25 protein-coding genes are annotated in these 19,385 nt (G+C 69.6%); 15 read left to right on the forward strand and 10 right to left on the reverse strand.

Annotated elements, in window-relative coordinates; translation table 11 throughout:
- Positions 1-278: 278 nt before the first annotated feature.
- A complete protein-coding gene (locus DMB42_RS02360) occupies positions 279-1,070 on the reverse strand; it encodes a sulfite exporter TauE/SafE family protein (RefSeq protein ID WP_221761982.1) in 792 nt (263 codons plus the stop codon).
- A gap of 445 nt (positions 1,071-1,515) precedes the next feature.
- The gene (locus DMB42_RS02365) at positions 1,516-2,124 is read right to left on the reverse strand and encodes a TetR/AcrR family transcriptional regulator (RefSeq protein ID WP_125630078.1); all 609 of its coding nucleotides are present in this window, start codon (positions 2,122-2,124) and stop codon (positions 1,516-1,518) included.
- Positions 2,125-2,221: 97 nt separating this feature from the next.
- Here DMB42_RS02365 and DMB42_RS02370 point away from each other — a divergent pair, with 97 nt between their 5' ends.
- The 3 genes from DMB42_RS02370 to DMB42_RS02380 all read left to right on the forward strand — a co-directional run bounded on the left by DMB42_RS02370 (position 2,222) and on the right by DMB42_RS02380 (position 5,052).
- Positions 2,222-3,079 carry an alpha/beta fold hydrolase gene (locus DMB42_RS02370; RefSeq protein ID WP_125630080.1) on the forward strand — a complete coding sequence of 286 codons (858 nt, stop codon included), beginning with the start codon at positions 2,222-2,224 and terminating at the stop codon, positions 3,077-3,079.
- A gap of 63 nt (positions 3,080-3,142) precedes the next feature.
- Positions 3,143-3,634 carry an SRPBCC family protein gene (locus DMB42_RS02375; RefSeq protein ID WP_125630082.1) on the forward strand — a complete coding sequence of 164 codons (492 nt, stop codon included), beginning with the start codon at positions 3,143-3,145 and terminating at the stop codon, positions 3,632-3,634.
- Positions 3,635-3,732: 98 nt separating this feature from the next.
- Positions 3,733-5,052 (forward strand): serine/threonine-protein kinase, encoded by a 1,320-nt coding sequence (locus DMB42_RS02380; RefSeq protein ID WP_125630084.1) that lies wholly within the window; start codon positions 3,733-3,735, stop codon positions 5,050-5,052.
- 522 nt (positions 5,053-5,574) lie between these two features.
- On the opposite strand, the gene DMB42_RS02390 is transcribed toward DMB42_RS02380, so the two are convergent.
- From DMB42_RS02390 to DMB42_RS02420, 6 genes are all read right to left on the reverse strand, one after another.
- Positions 5,575-5,865 carry a DUF4158 domain-containing protein gene (locus DMB42_RS02390; RefSeq protein ID WP_221761983.1) on the reverse strand — a complete coding sequence of 97 codons (291 nt, stop codon included), beginning with the start codon at positions 5,863-5,865 and terminating at the stop codon, positions 5,575-5,577.
- Between the two features lie 265 nt (positions 5,866-6,130).
- Positions 6,131-6,313, reverse strand: a complete 183-nt coding sequence (locus DMB42_RS02400; protein ID WP_125630086.1) for a hypothetical protein — start codon at positions 6,311-6,313, stop codon at positions 6,131-6,133.
- 145 nt (positions 6,314-6,458) lie between these two features.
- Positions 6,459-7,097, reverse strand: coding sequence for a response regulator transcription factor (locus tag DMB42_RS02405; protein ID WP_125630088.1), 639 nt, complete (start codon positions 7,095-7,097; stop codon positions 6,459-6,461).
- Positions 7,097-7,945, reverse strand: coding sequence for a sensor histidine kinase (locus tag DMB42_RS02410; RefSeq protein WP_185844428.1), 849 nt, complete (start codon positions 7,943-7,945; stop codon positions 7,097-7,099). Before DMB42_RS02410 ends, DMB42_RS02405 begins: the two co-directional genes overlap by 1 nt.
- A gap of 211 nt (positions 7,946-8,156) precedes the next feature.
- The gene (locus DMB42_RS02415; RefSeq protein WP_125630092.1) at positions 8,157-8,351 is read right to left on the reverse strand and encodes a hypothetical protein; all 195 of its coding nucleotides are present in this window, start codon (positions 8,349-8,351) and stop codon (positions 8,157-8,159) included.
- Positions 8,348-8,713 carry an STAS domain-containing protein gene (locus DMB42_RS02420; RefSeq protein WP_185844429.1) on the reverse strand — a complete coding sequence of 122 codons (366 nt, stop codon included), beginning with the start codon at positions 8,711-8,713 and terminating at the stop codon, positions 8,348-8,350. The genes DMB42_RS02415 and DMB42_RS02420 overlap by 4 nt, the downstream gene beginning before the upstream one ends.
- Before the next feature lie 387 nt (positions 8,714-9,100).
- Between DMB42_RS02420 and DMB42_RS52840 the strand changes: the two genes are divergently transcribed.
- Positions 9,101-9,316: a hypothetical protein gene (locus tag DMB42_RS52840; RefSeq protein WP_148109009.1), complete on the forward strand. Its 216-nt coding sequence runs from the start codon at positions 9,101-9,103 to the stop codon at positions 9,314-9,316.
- A gap of 148 nt (positions 9,317-9,464) precedes the next feature.
- Here DMB42_RS52840 and DMB42_RS02425 read toward each other — a convergent pair whose 3' ends face one another.
- Positions 9,465-9,758, reverse strand: a complete 294-nt coding sequence (locus DMB42_RS02425; protein ID WP_125630096.1) for a hypothetical protein — start codon at positions 9,756-9,758, stop codon at positions 9,465-9,467.
- A 337-nt stretch (positions 9,759-10,095) separates the two neighbouring features.
- On the opposite strand from DMB42_RS02425, the gene DMB42_RS02430 reads away from it, so the two are divergent.
- The 6 genes from DMB42_RS02430 (at position 10,096) to DMB42_RS02455 (ending at position 13,601) form a co-directional block, all read left to right on the forward strand.
- Positions 10,096-10,407, forward strand: coding sequence for a UBP-type zinc finger domain-containing protein (locus DMB42_RS02430; protein ID WP_125630098.1), 312 nt, complete (start codon positions 10,096-10,098; stop codon positions 10,405-10,407).
- 98 nt (positions 10,408-10,505) lie between these two features.
- Positions 10,506-10,946 (forward strand): acyl-CoA desaturase, encoded by a 441-nt coding sequence (locus DMB42_RS54095; RefSeq protein WP_221761984.1) that lies wholly within the window; start codon positions 10,506-10,508, stop codon positions 10,944-10,946.
- 597 nt (positions 10,947-11,543) lie between these two features.
- Positions 11,544-11,717, forward strand: coding sequence for a CsbD family protein (locus tag DMB42_RS02440; RefSeq protein WP_125630100.1), 174 nt, complete (start codon positions 11,544-11,546; stop codon positions 11,715-11,717).
- Positions 11,718-11,888: 171 nt separating this feature from the next.
- A complete protein-coding gene (locus tag DMB42_RS02445; protein WP_125630102.1) occupies positions 11,889-12,863 on the forward strand; it encodes a LysR family transcriptional regulator in 975 nt (324 codons plus the stop codon).
- 112 nt (positions 12,864-12,975) lie between these two features.
- On the forward strand, positions 12,976-13,359 hold the full coding sequence (locus DMB42_RS02450; RefSeq protein WP_125630104.1) for a DUF5994 family protein: 384 nt from the start codon (positions 12,976-12,978) through the stop codon (positions 13,357-13,359).
- A gap of 26 nt (positions 13,360-13,385) precedes the next feature.
- A complete protein-coding gene (locus tag DMB42_RS02455; protein ID WP_125630106.1) occupies positions 13,386-13,601 on the forward strand; it encodes a hypothetical protein in 216 nt (71 codons plus the stop codon).
- Positions 13,602-13,652: 51 nt separating this feature from the next.
- Here DMB42_RS02455 and DMB42_RS02460 read toward each other — a convergent pair whose 3' ends face one another.
- Positions 13,653-14,504 carry a universal stress protein gene (locus DMB42_RS02460; protein WP_125630108.1) on the reverse strand — a complete coding sequence of 284 codons (852 nt, stop codon included), beginning with the start codon at positions 14,502-14,504 and terminating at the stop codon, positions 13,653-13,655.
- 534 nt (positions 14,505-15,038) lie between these two features.
- On the opposite strand from DMB42_RS02460, the gene DMB42_RS02465 reads away from it, so the two are divergent.
- The 5 genes from DMB42_RS02465 to DMB42_RS02485 all read left to right on the forward strand — a co-directional run bounded on the left by DMB42_RS02465 (position 15,039) and on the right by DMB42_RS02485 (position 19,373).
- Positions 15,039-15,578: a DUF5994 family protein gene (locus DMB42_RS02465; RefSeq protein ID WP_125630110.1), complete on the forward strand. Its 540-nt coding sequence runs from the start codon at positions 15,039-15,041 to the stop codon at positions 15,576-15,578.
- 263 nt (positions 15,579-15,841) lie between these two features.
- Entirely contained in the window at positions 15,842-16,561 is a 720-nt protein-coding gene (locus DMB42_RS02470; RefSeq protein ID WP_260477435.1) for a DUF4389 domain-containing protein, read from the forward strand.
- Positions 16,562-17,089: 528 nt separating this feature from the next.
- On the forward strand, positions 17,090-17,413 hold the full coding sequence (locus DMB42_RS02475) for an STAS domain-containing protein (protein ID WP_125630112.1): 324 nt from the start codon (positions 17,090-17,092) through the stop codon (positions 17,411-17,413).
- 185 nt (positions 17,414-17,598) lie between these two features.
- Entirely contained in the window at positions 17,599-18,411 is an 813-nt protein-coding gene (locus DMB42_RS02480; RefSeq protein ID WP_221761985.1) for a DUF4386 domain-containing protein, read from the forward strand.
- Between the two features lie 23 nt (positions 18,412-18,434).
- Positions 18,435-19,373, forward strand: coding sequence for a DUF1702 family protein (locus DMB42_RS02485; RefSeq protein WP_125630116.1), 939 nt, complete (start codon positions 18,435-18,437; stop codon positions 19,371-19,373).
- Positions 19,374-19,385 lie beyond the last annotated feature (12 nt).

Below are 19,385 nucleotides of genomic sequence, written 5' to 3' on the forward strand. Positions count from 1 at the left end.
CAGCTCGCCGACGAGGGGATGGTGGTAGTGCTTGGTGCCGTGCGTGCGGCGCAGCACGCGGTCCGCTCGCTCGACCTGGACACCCTGTTCTAGTTCGGGCTCCAGCGCCTGTTGGAGGGCATCGTGACGCTGATCGACGAGCCCGTTCGCCGGGCCGGCCCGAGCCCTGACGGGCGTGACGCGGACATGTGGCGGACGAGAGCGTGAGTCAGGCGCTGGGGCGCCGTACGCAGGACGTGGCCGCCGCCCTGGTGACGCCGTCCAGGATGAGCCCCGGCTCAGATCCCGGCGAGCAACAAGGTCGCCGCGACGGCTGCTCCGGCCTCGGTGACCAGCACGAGGGCCTGGGCGTGCATCCGGGCGACGGTTCTTCGGCCCAGCCACGCTCCGGCGACGACGGCCGGGGTGAGGGCCAGGCCGAGTTGCAGCACGTGCACCGAGAGCAGGCTGCCCGCGCCATAGGCGACGATCTTGGTCAGCTGGATGATCAGGGACGCGGCGGCTTCAGTGCCGATGTACGCGCTGCCGATGAAGCCCTTGACGAGGAAGAACGGGGCCGCGACCGGTCCTGCCGCCCCGAACAGGGCCGAGGCGAGACCGCAACCGGCGCCGACGGCGGCGAACGTCTTGTCGGCCGGCACCGCTCGCGGCGGCCGGAATCGCCGCCAGAAGACGGTGACGATGAGGAACCCGCCGAGAACGCGCTTGAGCGGCTCGACCGGCACGTAGGGCAGCAGGAGCCCGCCGGTCAGGGCGAAGGGGACGGCGCCCAGGGCGTACCACGTGATGACCCGCCACTGGACAGCGTGCCGGTTGAACCAGGCGCGACGGCCGTTACTGGCCAGTTGAGTCAGTGTGTGGGTGGGCAGTGCCACCTGCAGACCGTACAGGGCGGTGAACGCGATCAGCATCAACGCGCCGCCCCCCACGCCGCCCACCGATGACAGCCAGGCCAGAGCGAAGGCCAGCACTGACGCGGTCAGCAGCGTGGGGAGGAGGCCGGTGGACGGCTCAAGAGCCGATGCGCTCTGTCGCGAGAGCTCACTGGGCAGGTGCTGGACGAACAGCACGACGGTAGGGCACACCAGGAGGCCTTTCCGGCTCCCACGCTCGCGGGAACCACGACCTCCAGGCTTTTGTCCCTTCAGTTGACCGGTGGCCACCCGAGCCGCCGGCGGTATCGCTCGGACCAGGCCCGCCGGACCCGCGTGAAACGGGCCGGGCGGCGAAACCCTAGACACTCACCTGACACCGTACTCTCCGGGGCGAGTTCTCCCGGAGCGCCGGTCAAGAAGTGCGGGCAAGCAGCGGTGACGACGGCCGCGGGCAGGGCCGTCGTCATGGCTGCGCTTCTCGCGGATGCCCGGCCGACCCGCGTCGGCCGCCACGTCCGCGTCGCTCGAAGGGGCGGGACGGCCGCTCTGATCACCCTGACCCCGCGCCTGCGTGCCCCGCTCGGCGGAATCACCGCGATGGCCCGGCGGAATCGGTGCCCCCTCCACCGTCACGACACGGCTAGCCCTGTCCGGAGACAGTCGCGCGCAGGGTTTCGGTCCACCAGTCGAGCAGACGATCCCGGGCGGTGTCGTCCAGTCCGACGCTCCGGCGGAACTCGTCGCCGAACAGCGGTTCGGTCGCGACTGCCTGGTGCAGTGCACACACGGTCAGCTGGATCGCCTCGCGTGACGGCGGCGTCCGCCCGCTCGCCGTGCAGTGCTGCAGCGCCTGGGCGTGCAGCCGATCCACCACCTCGTCCAGCATTCCGCTGCCGGTGTCCCGCCAGCCGGAACGATGCAGCGCGAGCGCCAGTTCGGCGTAACCGCCCGCGTACAGCGCGGACAACGTGCGCACCAGCTCGGCGAGATCGATCGGGGCATCGGCCCACGTGCCCAGCACAGTGTGCAGTTCGGCCTTGAGCTTGGCCCCGCCGAATCGCAACAGCGACTCCAGCAGTCGTTCACGCGTGCCGAAGTGGTGGTTGACCGCGGCGTCGGACACCCCGACCTCCGCGGCGACGGCGCGCACCTGCACGGCGGCAGGGCCGCCCGCGGCGAGCAGCTTGCTCGCCGCCTCCAGGATCAGCCGCTTGGCGTCCTCAGGCCGGCGTCGTACTCGGGTGGCCACGCGTCCACATTACCTTGACCAGTCAAGGCAACACCCCTTACCTTGGACCCTCAAGGTAAGGGGGTGGCGCGTGCGGGGACAGTTCACGATTCCGGCGATGACCGAGCTGGCGGCGGCACTGGGCGTCACGATCCACGAGCCGGCGCCGCCCCGCGAGATCCGCTTCTCCCGGGCGGGCTGCCCGTTGCACGGCTTCGACTGGGGTGGAACAGGGCCGCCGGTGCTGCTGTTGCACGGTGGCGCGTTGACCGCGCACACGTGGGACTTCGTCTGCCTCGGGCTGCGCGGCGCCGCCCGGCTGATCGCGCTGGATCTGCGAGGTCACGGCGAGAGCGGCTGGTCCGGCGACTACCGCATCGGCACCCTCGCGGCCCACGTCGTCGCCGCGGCCGATCATCTCGGCTTCGACCGGGTGCGGCTGGTCGGCATGTCCCTGGGCGGCGTCGTCGCGGCCCACGTCGCCGACGAGCGTCCCGGCCGGGTGGTGCGGCTGGTGCTCATCGATGTCGCGCCGGGCGTGGACTTCGACAGCACCTGGCGGGTGCGGACCTTCATCAGCGGGCTCGGTCCGGTGCGGGAGCTGGAGACGGTGGTGGAGGCCGCGATGCGGGTCAATCCACGCGCCCACCGGGCCAGTGTCGCCTACCGCATGAGCACACTGTTCCGCCGTGCACCAGGGGGCGGCTGGGTGCCGAAGGGCGATCCGCGCCCTCCGGACTTCCCCGCCATCCTGGCTGCCATCGACCGGCTGCCCACTCAGCTGGGCAGGACGCCGGTGCTGCTCGTGCGGGGCGGACGCAGCAGGGTGCTTCCCCAGGCTGCCGCCGAACGCCTGGTCGCGCGCATTCCGGACGGCGAGCTCGTGGTCGTGCCTGACGCCGGGCACAACGTCCAGGAGGACAATCCGGCCGCGCTGATCACCGCGTTACGCCCTTTCCTGACACGCTGCCCGTGACCACGCTGGAGCAGCGACCACGACCGTGACGCCGGTCCCGGACCACGAGAGGAGAACCAGCGCATGTCCGCACGAACGCTCGAGCTCACCACGATCCCGTCGGTGGAGGTCGGCATGCTCATCCGCCGCCCCGCCCGCGAGGTGTTCCAGGCCATCGTGGACCCCGCTGTCACGAGCAAGATCTGGTACACCAGAAGCAGCGGGAAGATGACCCCCGGCGCCGAGCTGACCTGGGAATGGGACATGTACGGGGCGTCGACCCGGGCCTCGGTCGACGAGGTGGAGGAGAACCGGCGGATCCGTTTCACCTGGGGCAACTACACTCCCGACGCCCCCACCACAGTCGAGTTCCGTTTCATCCCCATGCCGGACGACACCACCTACGTCCAGGTCACCGAGAGCGGGTTCACCGGCACCGGTGACGAGCTCGTCCGCTACGTGACCGACTCCACCGGCGGCTTCACCTTCCTGATCAGCGCCCTCAAGGCGCTGCTGGAGCACGACGTCGTTCTCGGCCTCGTCGCCGACGCCCACCCACGCGGCCTGCCGGGCTGAGAGAAGTCGGCACGCCTTCGGCGTGCGTGCCGGTGATCGCGGCCGGCGGAGCAGCCAATCCCTTTTGTCCTGTCCGTTCATGTGTTCCAGGAGGCCGAGTGGATCAGCTGGTGGCGGACGATCCCCGCACGCTGGGGCCGTACGAGCTCGTCGCCCGGCTCGGCGAGGGCGGCCAGGGCGTCGTCTACCTGGGCCGCGACCCCGCCGGCCGGCGGGTGGCCGTCAAGCTGCTGCACAACGGCCTGCTGACCGATCCCGGCGCGCGCGCCAGGTTCCTGCGCGAGGTGGAGATCGCCCGGCGGGTGGCCAGATTCTCCACCGCGCCCGTGCTCCACGCCGACCTGGCCGGCCGGCGCCCCTACATCGTCAGCGAGTACGTGCCCGGCCCTTCGCTGCGCGACCTGGTCGCCACCGAGGGACCACGGCAGGGCGCCGCGCTGGAGCGGCTCGCCATCAGCACCGCCGCCGCGCTGGCCGCCATCCACCGGGCCGGGGTGCTGCACCGCGACTTCAAGCCGGCCAACATCCTCATGGGACCCGAAGGCCCGGTCGTGATCGACTTCGGCATCGCCAGGGCCCTGGACGCTCCGGGCAACACCTCGACGGGCCCGCTGATGGGCACGCCGTCCTACCTGGCGCCCGAGCAGCTCGGCGGCAGGCAGGTGACGGCCGCGGCCGACGTCTTCGCCTGGGCCGTGACCATGGTGTTCGCCGCCTCGGGGCGGCCCGCGTTCGGCGCCGACTCCACCCCGGCCGTGATCAACCGCATCCTGAACGAGCAGCCGGCCGTCTCGGGATTGACCGGGGCCCTGCTCCGGCTCGTCACCGCCGGCCTGTCGAAGGACCCGGCCGCGCGGCCAAGCGCCGACGACCTGGTCGCCGGGCTGACCTCCCCCGAATTCGTACCGGGACCGGCCGCCGGGTCGTCCCCGCCGCCGGAGCGTCCGGCCGGTCGGCGACGGCACGCGCTGCTGGCGACGGCCGCCGCCGCGACGGCGGCGCTGCTCGTCACGGGCGGCGTGCTGATCACCGCGGACAACCCGCCCGCGCCGCCCCCGGCCACGATCGGCTCGGCCGCTCCCCCGTCGTCCGGCACTACCACCGCCCCAGCCCCGGCCGCGGCCACCACCTCGCCGCAGCAGGTCAGAAGCACCCCGCAGCGAACGTCGTCCCCGCCGGCCAGGCAGCGGACCCGGCCCGGAAGCTCGGCCCCCACGCCCCGGCCGACCAGGACGGGCGACGCGGTGAGCAGCCCCATCGACGACGGCTCGACCTCCCACCCGACGCCCGCCAGGACCACCGAGCACCCACCGGAGCCCGCGCCCGAGCCGCCGCAGCAGACCACCCAGGCGCCCACCCAACCACAGCAGCCGTCCGCGATGGAGAACCCCTTCACCTGCATCCCGTCGATGTGCTGAGACCCGGCCCTCGGCAGCGCGGCCACAGCGGCCACGACCCGGTGGCGCCGAAGACCACGGGGAGCAGCGGGCGCGTCCGGAACCATCAAGTTCAGGCGTTCCGACTCCGACGGGCTTTGGGCCGTGTTTCAAAAGACCACAACGTGTTGGGCGTGTCGGTGGTCGTGAAATGAAGAGGTCTCCGGTAGTTGGTTCAACGACCAAGAAGAACGAACACCTGAGACCTCGTGGTCAGCGTAGCGGCAACGAGGCGGCACGACCTCACGGACGCGCAGTGGGCGGCGTTGCAGCCGCTCCTGCCTGCGCGGCCGGCCAGAGGCCGCGTCCACCAGTTCCCGGATCCGTAAACCGGGAACAGAACACGGCCACCACCGGCAACGCGCCGAGCATCTTCTCGATGTCGGCCTGTCCCCACTGCGCACGCTGTCTCACGAGCCCAGGTCATACCGTGGCAACGATCAGCGCAGCAACCCATCGAGCTTCAAACGCTCCGACGTGCGGAAACGGGGCTAGGTGGTCTGGTCAGCCGGTGACCGGGCTCCAGGTACCAGGCGGCGTCGACGTTCCCGGCGTTCTTGAGCAGGCCACAGCCACCGGCGGGGCCGAGTTCACCTCATCCGGCAAAAACCCCAGCCAGGGCAGGGTCGCCAGTTGAACGGCAAGCCCTAATCGGTCACCCGGGCCGCGGCCCGGGTCGATGAAGGCGATATCGGCGGGTGTCAGGGTGAAGTACCGGATCAGGTCCTCGCGACTGATGTCGGGATAGGACCGCAGCCGCTCCAGCTGGTCCTCGGAGAACATCCGGGTCGACATCGACCACCTCCACACCGCTTCGGGGTGAGGCCGACCTGCGCGCGGAACCGGGGCCACAGGCGCTTGCGGCTCCAGCCGGCCTCGGCGATCGCGAACCGGTCCTCCCAGGACCGGGCGGCCCGCAGCCGCTCCTGGGCGCGTACCGCCTCCCGCCCCCAGAGGTCGTCGAGGGAGACCACCGTGCCGCCCAGCTCCGAGGACGCGCCCAGGACGGCGTGCGCGACCATCGGCGACAGCCGTATCTGGAGGCATCCCATCCGGCTGCTCAGCCCGCTCCCCCGCACCTACCGGGGGCGAGGCCGGCGATGACGCGTCCCTGCTGCCGCGAGCCGCGATCGTCCTCGACCAGGAACGGCTCCTCGCCGAGGTCGAAGAGCAGGGTGACCGAGGGGTGCGGGACGAAGGTGAGGTCGGGGAAGTCGTTGACCCGGTCGCTGAACCCCGCCATCACGACCCCGGGCAGGCGGCCGTGACGTGAAACGGCGGCTCGGGAGGAAGGCTCCCGAGGCACGTCCCCGGAGGCCGCCTCATGTCCCACCGGGAAGGCCCTGTCAGCGTCGCGGACGGGAGTGACGTTCGGCCGTCCTTCGAGGTCAGCGCGAGCGCAGGAAGGTCAGCGCGGCGAGGACTCCGCGGTGGTCGTCGGTGTCCGGGCCGAGGTTCAGCTTGGTGTGGACACCGGTGATGTGCTTGGCCACGGCGGCCTCCGACACGTACAGGCGCTGGGCGATCGCACTGTTCGACCTGCCCTCGGCGACCAGCGCGAGCACCTCGCGTTCGCGTGGCGAGAGGGCGTCCAGCGGATCGTGCGCGCGATGGTGGACCATCAGCTGGTGGACCACGTCGGGATCGATGACCGTGCCCCCGGCGGTGACGTCACGTACCGCCGGCACGAACTGGCCGATCGCGCCGATCCGGTCCTTGAGCAGGTAGCCGAGGCCGCGAGTGCCGGCCTCCAGCAGTTCCCCGGCCGCGGCCGCCTCGACGACCTGTGACAGCACGAGGATGCCGAGCCGGGGATGCTCGCCACGCAGCTGAATGGCGGCCCGCAACCCCTCGTCGTGGAAGGCCGGCGGCATGCGGACGTCCATCACGACGATGTCGGGCAGGTCCTGGGCGATGGCGTGCAGCAGCTCGTCGGCGCTGCCGACGGCGGCGACCACTTCGCCGCCGAACCGGGTGAAGATGCCGGTCAGCCCTTCCCGCAGGAGAACCGAATCCTCCGCGATCATCACCCGCATGGCAGCTCCACCCTGATCGCCGTCGGGCCTCCCGGCGTGCTGTTGAGCGACAGGGTTCCCTCGAACACGCCGATCCGGTCGGCCAGCCCGGTGAGACCGCTGCCCTTCGCGGCGTCGGCCCCGCCGATGCCGTCGTCGCGCACGTCGAGGGCGAGAAGACGGTCCGACAGCTTCGCTTTGATCGTGATGTTCTGCGCCTTGCTGTGTTTGATCGCGTTGGTGAGGGTTTCCGAGATGCAGAAGTAGGCCGCCGCCTCCACGCCTGCGGGCGGGCGGCGGGGTAGGTCGAGGTCCAGGATCACCGGGATGGGACAGTGGCGGGCCAGATCGAAGACGGCGGCCCTGAGCCCCCGGTCGGTGAGCGCGGAGGGGTGGATGCCTCTGATGACGCGTCGCAACTCGTCCAGCGCGGCCTGGGTGTGGTCGTAGGCCAGGCCGATGGCTTCCGCCGTGCGTTCGAGGTCTTCCCGTACGTCGGGCCGGGCGAGGCCGAGGTGCATGAGCACGGCGGTGAGCTGGTGCTGCGTGCCGTCGTGCAGATCCCTTTCGATACGCCGCCGCTCGGCTTCGAAGGCGTCCGCCAACCGTGCCCGCGACCGGGTCAACTCGATGATCCGCTCCTCGGGCGGCGCGGCGAGCAGCCCCCGCGCGAGCGCCCCCTGCGCCGCGGCCACCACCGTGAACAGGTACGCGCAACCGGCCAGCCCGCCCAGCACCACGACGACGGTCAGCAGGACCACCAGCGGCGAGCCGCCGGAGGGAAGAGCCGAGGTGTAGGAGAAGACCGTCCATGCCGCCAAGGAGATGACCAGGCCGTTGACCGCAGGCAGAACCGTCACCCACAGCAGCGCGTAGCCGATCGCGCCAGGCTGCCGGGTTCGCGAAGGAGATCGACGCTCTCGGCTCCGGCGTGGGGATCGCCGCCGGCCACCGCGACGCCGCCTGGCAGACCGGTCAGCAGGTAGGCGAGCGCCCGCCAGGGCCATGGCGACCCGAGGAACCGCAGCGGGGTCCCCGTGATCGCCTCTCGGAGGGAGATGCCGTTCCTCATCAGCCCTTGATCGTCCGGGTGACCTTGCCCTTGGCGTTCAGGAACCGGATCTGGGGGTTGCCGTCCTGATCGACCCGCATCACGATGCGCGGCGCGCCCTTGCCGTCGGCGAGCGTCACGGCCGACGACTTGTCAGGGTTCTTGCCGATGAAGACCCGCTGCGGGCTCGCGGTGCGGGGATCGAGGGTCGTCATGAGGTGCTCCGATCCTGCAGGCGAAGACCGGCTTTCGGGTGCCAGCCGGTGAGCTGGAGCAGGCGTCGCACCTGCGGAGAGGGCGAGCGTAATGTCAGAACCTGGCCGTTGCGCATGCCGGCGGCGGCGGTGACCAACGCGCGCAGCCCGCCGACGTCGCAGAACACCAGGCCGCTCAGATCGACGCAGAAGCTGCCACCTCTCTCCATCGAGACCAGTGCCCTGGTCAGGGCAGGCAGGGTGGCGTAGTCGAGCTCGCCTTCGATCCGCAGGCCCGCGGGATCGACGAGCGGCGTCATGCGCAAGGGCGGATCGGCGACCGTGTCAGGCGTGCGAATGCCGGCTGCGTCCGCGCTGTCCATGCTGACTCCTACGGGCGGGGAGTACGGAATAGGGTGGCCGCGAGTGTGAGGCGGCCATGAACACGTGGTGCGGGAGCCAGCGCGAGTGGAGCAGTCCGGTGCGCTGTACTGATCATCCCGTGGCTCGGCCAGGTGGAAAGCGGCAATCTGCCCCACGCCTATCATCAGCCGTGATCACCAGGGCCGGCGCCGGCGTGGTGACGCGAGTGGTTTGACGCCACACCGCTCGTGGCGTGTCATGGGAACCACTGGGGCGCTATCCCGTTGTCCTCGGCCGCCTCTGGAGCCGACCGGCCGGCGGCATCGGATCGCGCTCAGGGTTCAAGGACGGCATGGTGAATGGCATTGACTGCTCGACCTGCGCGGCCGCCGGGTCCGAACGACGGCGTGGATCAGGCCCTGGCTGACGTCTTGACGGCGCTCGGCACGGCCTCGCGCGCCCTCGCCGTTCAGCATGCGACGAACATGGCCTGCCGTGGTGACCGGCAGCGGCTGGCCATCTGTCTGGAGGCGATGGGGCCTGCCCGGCTCGCCGAGGTGGCCGCCGCCGCCGGGCTGCTGAGCGCCGCGGCCGAGCAGGCGCTCGCCAGGAGGAATCCGTAGCGGTCGGGCAGTGCCGGTCGGCCGGCGCCGGCCCCTTCACGTCTCGCGCGACGATGGGCCGACACAAAAAAATGCCCCGCGCCATGACGCGAGAATGTTCTCGCACGCCACAGCACAGGTTGAGCTTTTCGCGATGTTCAGCCGGTGATCAGCTCTTGTCGCGAATCACGTCGTAGTCGGAGAACTTGATCGGGCCTTCGCACAGTTGGACCATGTGCGCGTTGAACCGGCCGGTCTCCGGCAGCTTGCTGTTACGCTGGGCCTCCTCGTAGGAGGAGAATTCGACGAGGGCCACGTAGTGATCGGGGCGATCGCGGTGCTTCGCCACGACCTCGCGCTTCACATGGCGCTTTCCCTCGGTCTGCGTCCGCCACTCGTTCATGAGCGACTCGATTTCCGCGGCGCGTTTGGTGCTGAATTCCAGAATCTGTACGAAGCTCATGAGAGCCTCCCCTTTTCCTTGCTTGCATTCCTCATTCAATACCCTGCCGGAATAAATAGCAAGGAGATTTCGCATAAATGAGCGGTATCCGCTCTCGGCATAAGTGACGGAAGGTCTGCGTCGTGTGAAATATCCGGCCGATTTCGCGGTCCGGCTGCTCTCAGCGTCGCGATCCGCATGATCCGGTGGCCTCTCGTGAAATCGCCCGCAGGCCCGCCATCGCCGCAACTGATGAGGCTGACTGGGATCGCGTCTTTCCGCCGGCCCCGCTGAGCACGTTGACTGGCAAGTGACCAGCCGACGCACCTTGCGCCGCTGTCACCGTGAGGGGGTCGTCATGACCCTGGACGCACAAGGAACGGACGCCACCAACCGCGCCTGCCTGAACGGTCAGACCCCGCGCTGCGATCACATCGACCAACTCCCCCAGGTGCGGTACGGACCAGCCGAATGCAAGCAATGCCTGGCTCTCGGCCAGACCTGGACGCGCCTGCTGGCGTGCCTGACCTGCGGCCGGGTCGCCTGTTCCGACGATTCCCAGGGCGGCCACGCCAAGGCCCACTACCAGGAGACCGACCACCCGGTGGCCACCGCCCTGGGGCCGAGGCCGGCCTGGCGTTGGTGCTACGTGCACCGGCGGACCGTATAGATGAGAAGAAGGCTGTTTCATGGCTGTTTCTGAACGACCGGTGCAACGCCGGCGGGACTACGACGGAACCTCGCCCTTCCCCGGGGGCCGGCGAGCACGTGCCGGCCGGGCGGCCGCAGACCGCGCTGACCGGGGCGATCGTGATCGCGCCGTTCGCCGCGCTCGGTGCGGTGATCTATCTGGCGTGGGGGCACGGGGTCGCGCCCACCGACCTGCTCCTGGCCGCCGCCTTCTACGTGGTGACCGGGCCGGGAGTGACGGTCGGCTTCCACCGGCTGCTCACCCACGGCTCCTTCACCGCCCGGCCATGGTTGCGCGTGGTGCTGGCGGTCGCCGGGGCGATGGGCTTCCAGGGCAACGTGATCGACTGGGTGGCGCCGCACCGCCGCCATCACGCCTTCACCGACCGGCCGGGCGATCCGCACTCGCCCTACCGGTACGGAACCAGCCTGCGCGGGCAGCTTCGGGGGCTTGCCCACGCCCACCTCGGCTGGCTGTTCACCGACGACCAGACGTCCGCCGAACGCCTACGCCCCTGACCTGCTGGCCGATCCGGCCATGACCCGCGTGGCCCGCGCCTTCCCCGCGCTGTGCGCGCTGTCGCTGGTGCTGCCGTTCGCAGCCGGCTGGGCGATCGCCGGCACCCTGTTACGGCGGCCTGACCGCCTTCCTGTGGGCCGGCCTGATCCGCATCGCGCTGCTCCAGCACGTCACCTGGAGCGTCAACTCCCTGTGCCACCTCATCGGCAGCCGGCCCTTCAAGACCCGCGACCACGACCGGGCGACGAACCTGTGGCCGCTGGCCCTGCTGTCGTTCGGCGAGAGCTGGCACAACGGCCACCACAGCGAGCCGACCTGTGCCCGCCACGGTCTCGACCGGGGCCAGATCGACCCGTCCAGCGGGGTGATCCGCCTGTTCGAGCGGCTCGGCTGGGCGAGCGACGTACGCTGGCCCGATCCCGAACGCCTCCGGCGCCACCGTACCGGCGCGCTCTCACCGGCCGGTGACTGACCCCGACACCCCACCGCTCATCAGTACCTGTGATAACCGGCACGGCCATTGCTCGTTTCCCCCTCCCAAGCCAGAGCAGACACTGGGGCTCCAAGCCGCCTGACCGCAGCGAAGGAAGATCGCAATGAGTTTACGTTGGGAAATCAGCAACAAGGTCCAGGCCTTCAAGGGCTGGGCCAGGCAACGCTTCGGCCGCGTCACCGGCAACCGGCGCCAGCAGGCCACGGGCAAGAGCGACCGGGTCGTGGGCAATCTGAAGCAGGCCGGTGACAAGGCCAGGGATGCTTTCAAACGCTGATCCCGCTTCGGCGAACCGCCTTCCCCCGAAAAGATCACCTGCCGTAGGCCCCGGCCCCAATCCAGCAACCAGGGCCAGGAGCGCCTCCAGAAGCTCGGGCACCCACGAGGAACCTAGGGTGGGAGACAGCGGCCCGCATCGGCACCGCCCGGGAAGGGAAGGGTGGCGGCCATGGAGTTACGGCAGTTGCGCTATTTCGTGACGCTGGCCGAAGAGCTGCACTTCGGCCGCGCCGCCGCCCGCGAGCACATCGTGCAGTCGGCGCTGAGCCAACAGATCCAGCGGCTGGAACGCGAGCTCGGCGTGCGGCTCCTGGACCGCAGCACCCACCACGTCGACCTGACCCCCGCCGGGGCCGCCTTCCTCGTCGAGGCGCGCCAAATCCTCCACCACGTCAGCCGGGCCGGGCATGCCGCACGCAACGCCGCCGCGTCCGCGCCCACGCTACGCGTCGGCATCATCGACGCCGGCTACGACACCATGCCGCAGATCCTGCACGAACTCCAGGACAACCATCCCGGCATCACGATCCACCAGATCGAAGCAGGCACCCCCGAGCAGTACCGGCAACTGGCCGACGGCCGCCTCGACATAGCCATCGGACACGCCTCCCAGACCCCGGCCGAGATGACCTCCAAACTCATCAGGCTCGATCCCCTCGGCGTGCTGGTCCCCGACGACCACCGCTTCGCCGTCCTCAACGGCGTACCCGTCGCCGCCCTCGCCGACGAACTGCTCCTGCTCGGCGAGGAATCGCAGACGCCGGAGCTCAACCAGTTCGTCCTCGCGCTGTGCCGCTCGGCCGGGTTCGAGCCCACTCTCTACGAAGGCACCGTCGAGAGCTCCCGGGCCGCCGCCGACCTCGTACTCCAGCACCGCTGCGTGCACTGCGTCCCCTCCTCCTTCCGCTCCTCCAACCGGCCCGGCACCACCTGGCGGCCCCTGACCGACCCCACCACGTACTACCCCTGGTCCCTGCTGTGGCACGACGCCAACCCCTCCCCGCACATCGCCACCGTCCTCGACACCGCCCGGCACCTGGCCGAACAGCTCGACTGGCTCGAACCCGTCGCCCCGGCCACCGAACCGCCGTCCGGCGAAGACGCGCCGGCAGCCACCAGCAGCCGCAGCGACGAGGCTGTCTGACGCGCGCGGGCTGGGCGGCGAGGTGTGTAGCCGCGGTGTGCGTGAGAAGGCGAATCGATGTCTGGCAACGCGTGAGTGCGCGCTGTGACGGGGACAGGGAGGCGATGCCGACATGACCGGCCCTGAGCACGCACGGCTCCCCCTGGATCCCGACCTCCCACGCCAGGACGCGGTGGACGGGGCGTGGTGGCCCGCCATCTACGCCGCCGGCGCGGAGCCGCCCGCCCTGATCGCCGCCGTCGACCAGCGGCTGGAGCGACGGGGCCTGCGCGTGGGCCTGCACGTCGACACCTGGCCCAACGTCCCACGCCGCATCGCCGCCCCCAGGCGCCAGGTCAAAGTGGGCTGGTTCGGCACCATCGATCCCCACGTCGTCCCCGGCCTGGACGGCGACCCAGGAGCAGTTCACCGTCGCGCCGGCTCTGGCTGTCCACGCGGCCGATCAGCTGGTCACAGCCGTCCGGGACGAGCAGGGATATCACAGCAAGACACCTGAAACAGCTCATGAAAGGGCGAAGCGCCATGAACCTGCGCAACGACGACGAACACCTCGACGAAGCGGCCGACCGGCCGACGCCCCCGCCGGAGCCCGTGCCCAGCCCCGGCAACGACGGCAGGAACAGGCGGCCACCACCGTCTGACAAGCTCGTCTACGGCCCGGTGATCGGCCCGGCGATCCCGCCCGGCGCGTCAACGGGGCCGTCCGAGCCGCTGCTCACCCCCGAGCCTGCCGGCTGACCGGCCCAGACGGCCACCGGCTCAGGTTCCAGGTCGCCGGCCAAGGCGCGCTCATGACCGCACCACCGCGACGGGGTTGCGCGCGCCGTACAAGATCCCGAGGGCGACGGATCCGAGCATCACGGTGCCGATCGCCCCTCTGCCCTGAGAGCCCACGACGACCAGATCCGCCGTGGCGGAAGCTCCGATGAGAGCATCGACGGGATGGGCGCGACGGACGTCCTCGATCACCGGAACCTGCGGATATCGCTGCCGCCACCCCTGGAGGATGCCGACCGCCGTCCGGCCCTGGGTAGCGTGGATCCCGTCCAGGTCATAGGCGTCGTCGGGGATGTGAGCGTGCGCCGGAGGTTGCCACGCGCAGAGAGCGCGCAACGTGCTCGCACGCAGCATCGCCTGCTCGAAGGCGTAGCCGAGGGCGGGTTCGCAGGCGTGATAGTCGTCGAGCCCGACCACGACCTCCCCATGGACGGTGTCGTGGTCGGATCGGACGACGACCACCGGGCCGTGCGCGTGCCCGGCCACGTGGGTGCTCACCGAGCCCAGCACGGCCCCGGGGAAGCCGCCGAGGCCGGTGCCGCCGATCACGATCTCGGCGCAGTCACCGGCCCGGCTGCGCAACACCGCCGCGGCGGCGCCCTGAAGCAGCTCGCAGCCGACGTCGATGCCGGGCTGTCGCTTGCGCGCCGCCGCCTCGGCGTCGCTCAGCACGCTCTGCGCGCTGAGCATGATGACGTCGTCCTGGCCCGGGGTGGAGAATCTCGCGATCTCGTACGGCGAGCGGTCCACGGCGTGCACGATGCGGAGCCGGGCCGCCATGCGAGCGGCGTCGTCGGCGGCCCACTCGACGGCCGAGGTGGCGGCATCCGAACCGTCGACGCCCACGACAATGACACGATTCATGGCTACTCCAGATTTGTGCCGGCAATTAACTGATCACGCGAAGAACGAATGCACTGGACCGGGCCGGCACATTTCGGCGCCGTTGACGGTCGCCACATCAGCGCTTGAACGTCCTTTTGGTTTTCTCGCTGCGCCGCCCCGGATCATTTCCAGCCCGGGCGGCCATGCCTTTCGACTCCAGATGCTGGTTTCCGGTGGCACGGCCGAAGTAGAGCATGATCCAACTCCGGACGGTCCGCATCCAGGACTTCATCCTCCATGACGGACTCATAGCGCTTCCCTTCTGCAGCTCTCGAACCCGGCACCAGGCTGCTCTTCCTGGCGAGAACAGACAACAGGCAATCACCGACCCGATTATCACCACAATCGATAACAGCGCCTGCCGGCGACGTGATGTTTTTCCTTGCCTCGCAAAGCGAGGTAGAATAGTAATTACCGAGGACATTTCGAGCGTTGGCATCCAGGTCGGCGTCGCCCGCGGCGATGGACCACTTCCGGCCCCGTGACGGGGGCCCGACAGGCCAGGCGATCACGATGACGACACCCTCCTTCCCGTCCAGCCCCGTTCTCGCGGCCGAGGCCGCCCCCAGGCTCAGCCTGAACACCGTCCTCGACCGGCGAGGCACCGTCGACGGGGCGTGGTGGCCGCGCACCCGTGACGCCAACGCAGAACTGCCCGCCCTCATCTCCGCCGTCGACCGGCGGCTCGGCAGGGCAGTCCTGCGCGTGGGCCTGCATCTGGACGCCTGGGATCACATCCCGCGCCGCATCCCGGCCCGCGGCCGCCAGGTCAGAGTGGGTTGGTTCCGCAGCGCCGACCCGCACCTGATCACTTTGAGCATCGCCGGAACCGCGCCCATCACCCTGCTGGTCATCCCGCCCGGCACCGCGGACGGCCCAGCCACGGCCGCGCTCGCGTTCGCAGCCGCAGGCACGGCCGGAGTCCGTCCCGCCGACATCCTCCACCCCGCACACCCGGAGGAGGGCTCACCCGGCCGGGACGACTCAGCCTCCTGGGAGAACGAGGGCGGCCGCATCACGGCCTCCGTGCCAGCACGGCCCGTCACCATCTGACCCACGCCGAGCCGTCGTTCCCGGTGAGCACGGACCTCCGATGAAACGGGGCACGGCTCGATCTCCCAGCGCGGATCCGGCGGCGCGCTCATCCCCTCGAAGAACGAGTAGGTTCGCGTGTCCGGCCGGCTCCTGGCTCACAGCCAGCCCCGCGCCCGCAACAGACCTCTGCCGAAGAGACGTCCGCACCGCCTGGCGCGCCCGAGCAGTGGCCATGCGGCCTCCTCCTACCTGCGACTCTCGGACAAGAAGGGAACTCGACCATGAGCTCGACAACCCCGTTGGCCATGCAAGCCCCCACTCCCGCGGTCAGGCCGTACCCGATCCAGGTGCACGCCCAGCAGGACGACCCTCTGTCACGCTGGCTGTGGCTGGTGAAATGGCTGCTGATCGTGCCACACGTGCTGATACTGATCCCGCTGTGGATCGCCTTCTGCGTGCTCAGCCTCGTGGCGCTGGTCGCGATCGTGATCACCGGCCGGTATCCGCGGCCGATCTTCGACTTCAACGTCGGCGTCATGCGGTGGAACTGGCGGGTGGGCTACTACGCCTACAACGCGCTCGGCACCGATCGCTACCCGCCGTTCGCGCTGCGGGAGATCCCCGGCTACCCGGCCGGACTGAACGTCGCGTACCCAACGCGGCTGCACCGCGGTCTCGTCCTGGTGAAGTGGCTCCTGGCCGTCCCGCACCTCCTGATCGTCGGGATCTTGTTCAGCGGCAGCACCTGGATCGGCTGGCAGGCCGACGGCGACGCATGGGACTGGGGCGGCGGCGGTCTGGTCGCACTGCTCGTCCTGATCGCCGGGATCGCGCTCACCGTCACCGGCCGCTACCCCCGCCCCCTCTTCGACCTCATCCTCGGGCTGAACCGCTGGGGGCTGCGGGTCGCCGGCTACGCGGCGCTCATGACCGACCGATACCCACCCTTCCGGCTCGATCTCGGCGGAGACGAGCCCGGCGGCACCGCCGTCTCGAGCTGACAGCCAACCGCTCGCCCTGGCCATGACATCGAGTGATCACTTGTAGATCACGCCGGAGATCGTGGCGGGGCGACCGTTCGCACGCCCCGGTGTCCGACCGGGGTCGCGGCGCGTGAGCCACGGCCACCTTCGCCGCGCTGCGGTCACTGCTCACGAGCATGGGACGAGCGCGCGGAGATATCGCTGATCACCGTAGGAGATGAGCTTTTCTCTCCTACGTGATTGCCCCAAGTGGGGGCACGGAATTGACTCTTCTCATGGGCGGCGACCCTTCCCTGGGGGGCCGCCAGGGTGCTCCGGCCGGAGTCGCGTTGAAAGTCGGCGTCACGCCGACCCCGTTGACTCCGCCGAGCGCCCTGGCCGGACACGGCCGATCCGCGAAAAGCGTCTCAAGTGCACTGCGTGCTTGCCCAGGGGCCGGTGCGCGTGACCCGCCGATCACACCCGAGGCACGGCCTGGAGCCCTCGTTCCCGCCACGATGCCCACACCCGCTCACCGTTTCTTCACCTCTCCGATCGGAGATCCTCATGACCGTCGTCGATGCGGCCTCACCCACCGAAGCGGGCGCAGCGGCTGCCACCATCGTCAACCTGTCGGGCAAGATCGACATCTTCACCAGCACGCTGCTTCGCCGGCAACTGACGGACACCTTGCGCCACAGCACGAGGCTGCTCATCCTCGATCTGTCCCAGGTGTCGTTCTGCGACGCCTCTGGCCTGGCCGTCCTGGTCGGCATCCAGCATCGCGCCCGAGCGCAGGGCATCACCCTGGGCCTGGCCCACCCGCGGCCGTACACCGCCCAGATGCTGCGCCTCACCGGCCTGGACCGCAGCCTGCGGATGATGTCCTGACCGCAGGCATACCCGAGTTCCGGGCCTGTCATGGCGGGCCACGTCCTCGTCATCACTTCCGCTGATGGACTGTTTTGATGCGGTGAACCACCACGAGAGGAATCCGTCGTGGTGATCACGGATCGATCCGTCACCACGGAACTCATCCACAGGACTCACTGCGGAGAACCGCGCTCGTCGCGGGCGTGCTCTACCTGATCACCATCGTCACCTCCATCCCCACGCTCGCCCTCTACGCCCCCGTGCTGAACAACCCCGACTACATCGTGGGCCCCGCCCCTGACACCGGTGTGCTCTGGGCCGGTCTCTTGGAAACGATCTGCGTCCTCGCCTGCATAGGCACCGCGGTCGTGCTGTTCCCGGTGGTCAAACGGCAGAACGAAGCGGCGGCGCTCGGCTTCGTCGCCGCCCGGGTTCTGGAGGCCGCCATCATCGTCGTCGGCATCCTCAGCCTCTTCGCAGTCGTCAGCCTGAGGCAACCTGGAGCGACCGGGGCCGATGCGGACTCGCTCGTCATCACCGGCAAGGCGCTCGTCGCGATCCACAACTGGACATTCTTCCTCGGCCCCGACGTCATTCCGGCCGTGAACGCGTTGTTGCTGGGCTACCTGTTGTACCGGTCCCGGCTGATGCCCCGCGTCATTCCCGTGGTGGGACTCATCGGAGCGCCGCTGCTCCTCCTTTCCTCGATCGCCGTGACGTTCGGCCTCTACTCCCAGGTGTCCGTGCTGTCGGGCCTCACGGCCCTCCCGATATTGGTTCTGGCCTGGAGACTCCGCGGGAGGACACGCCGTTTCCCGAGAGGGATGTTCTGGTTCCAGGCGGCTGTCGCGTTAAAGCATGTCCGATGGCGCCGAAATTACTTGGCAATGCCGCTGAATGTATGCATGTGCTATAGCGTGCCAGTCCGGACAAATCGGACCAAATTCCCCCCTTTTTCCCATGCTATGCTTCCGATATTGAGAGCATTGTTAGTGTTGTCGCGCAATTGCCGATAACTTCTTTGAGGTGCTGGTCGTCAATGTCCGGGTGGCGGAACCTTGTTTTCAGCCGTTTTCGACTTGTGGGCGGGCTCGCGGATTTTGCAGAGCGAGGATTCGCTCTGAATCGTCCCGTCAGCCGTGCTGCCCTCGAAGGGCACGCCAGATCGTTCCTGTACGGGTTCAACACCGCGATGGCCGATTCTCCGATCGGCCATGTGCACGCGCGGCTCGGTTCGGTGGAGCCCGAGGAGCGTGGCTTCGCCTTCGAGGGTGCGGGGATGGCGTGCGCCCTGATGGACGGCCTTCTGCTGTCCCGAGGACGCCGTACCAAGGCGCTGCTCTCAGGACCGGGTGACGAGCACCCTTACGTGATCCATGTCGGGGCGGGGTGGGCGCTCGCCCGGCTGCGTTACCCGGGCGCGCATCGGCTGCTGGGACTGGATCCCTTGCTCGGGTGGCTCGCACTGGACGGATGGGGGTTCTCCCTCGGGTTCTTCGGCGACCGACGCGCGCTGCGGCGACACAGAAGCCGCGGCCCACTGCGCGGTCCGGACGCCGTCCGGTGCCAGGGCATGGGCCGGAGTCTGTGGTTCATCGAGTCCGCTGACCCTGAGTCGGTGGCGGTCGCGATCGACGCCGCCCCTCCGGAGCACCGGCCCCATCTGTGGAGCGGTGTGGGGCTCGCGGCGACCTACGCCGGTGGCGCCACCGGGGAGGAACTGGGCCGCCTGGCGGAGTTGTCCGCTGGGCATCGGGCCCATGTGGCCCAGGGGGCCGCCTTCGCCGCAGAGGCACGGCGTCGCGCCGGCCATGTGCCCGGGTACACGCGGGAGGCCGTATGCCGCCTGACCGGGGTCGATGTCGACACCGCCGCCGACTGGACGCAGAAGGCGGCTGCCTCGCTCTCCGGTGACGGGACCGTCCAGGAATTCCTCCTGTGGCGACGTGAGATCCGCCGGCTCGCCGGAGCCGAGTAGCCGGATCGAAGA

Source organism: Nonomuraea sp. WAC 01424 (assembly GCF_003947315.1).
In the GTDB taxonomy this organism is placed as follows: domain Bacteria; phylum Actinomycetota; class Actinomycetes; order Streptosporangiales; family Streptosporangiaceae; genus Nonomuraea; species Nonomuraea spiralis.

What these genes read in the sequence shown, in the direction of transcription:
- DMB42_RS02465 (WP_125630110.1), top strand. Translation starts at nt 15,039, where the DNA reads ATGACGACACCCTCCTTCCCGTCCAGCCCCGTTCTCGCGGCCGAGGCC.
- DMB42_RS02470 (WP_260477435.1), top strand. Translation starts at nt 15,842, where the DNA reads ATGAGCTCGACAACCCCGTTGGCCATGCAAGCCCCCACTCCCGCGGTC.
- DMB42_RS02400 (WP_125630086.1), bottom strand. Translation starts at nt 6,313, where the DNA reads ATGGCGGGGTTCAGCGACCGGGTCAACGACTTCCCCGACCTCACCTTC.
- DMB42_RS02440 (WP_125630100.1), top strand. Translation starts at nt 11,544, where the DNA reads ATGAGTTTACGTTGGGAAATCAGCAACAAGGTCCAGGCCTTCAAGGGC.
- DMB42_RS02455 (WP_125630106.1), top strand. Translation starts at nt 13,386, where the DNA reads ATGAACCTGCGCAACGACGACGAACACCTCGACGAAGCGGCCGACCGG.
- DMB42_RS02485 (WP_125630116.1), top strand. Translation starts at nt 18,435, where the DNA reads ATGTCCGGGTGGCGGAACCTTGTTTTCAGCCGTTTTCGACTTGTGGGC.
- DMB42_RS02450 (WP_125630104.1), top strand. Translation starts at nt 12,976, where the DNA reads ATGACCGGCCCTGAGCACGCACGGCTCCCCCTGGATCCCGACCTCCCA.
- DMB42_RS02425 (WP_125630096.1), bottom strand. Translation starts at nt 9,758, where the DNA reads ATGAGCTTCGTACAGATTCTGGAATTCAGCACCAAACGCGCCGCGGAA.
- DMB42_RS02430 (WP_125630098.1), top strand. Translation starts at nt 10,096, where the DNA reads ATGACCCTGGACGCACAAGGAACGGACGCCACCAACCGCGCCTGCCTG.
- DMB42_RS02445 (WP_125630102.1), top strand. Translation starts at nt 11,889, where the DNA reads ATGGAGTTACGGCAGTTGCGCTATTTCGTGACGCTGGCCGAAGAGCTG.
- DMB42_RS02405 (WP_125630088.1), bottom strand. Translation starts at nt 7,097, where the DNA reads ATGATCGCGGAGGATTCGGTTCTCCTGCGGGAAGGGCTGACCGGCATC.
- DMB42_RS02460 (WP_125630108.1), bottom strand. Translation starts at nt 14,504, where the DNA reads ATGAATCGTGTCATTGTCGTGGGCGTCGACGGTTCGGATGCCGCCACC.
- DMB42_RS02415 (WP_125630092.1), bottom strand. Translation starts at nt 8,351, where the DNA reads ATGACGACCCTCGATCCCCGCACCGCGAGCCCGCAGCGGGTCTTCATC.
- DMB42_RS02475 (WP_125630112.1), top strand. Translation starts at nt 17,090, where the DNA reads ATGACCGTCGTCGATGCGGCCTCACCCACCGAAGCGGGCGCAGCGGCT.
- DMB42_RS02420 (WP_185844429.1), bottom strand. Translation starts at nt 8,713, where the DNA reads ATGGACAGCGCGGACGCAGCCGGCATTCGCACGCCTGACACGGTCGCC.
- DMB42_RS02370 (WP_125630080.1), top strand. Translation starts at nt 2,222, where the DNA reads ATGACCGAGCTGGCGGCGGCACTGGGCGTCACGATCCACGAGCCGGCG.
- DMB42_RS02375 (WP_125630082.1), top strand. Translation starts at nt 3,143, where the DNA reads ATGTCCGCACGAACGCTCGAGCTCACCACGATCCCGTCGGTGGAGGTC.
- DMB42_RS02390 (WP_221761983.1), bottom strand. Translation starts at nt 5,865, where the DNA reads ATGTCGACCCGGATGTTCTCCGAGGACCAGCTGGAGCGGCTGCGGTCC.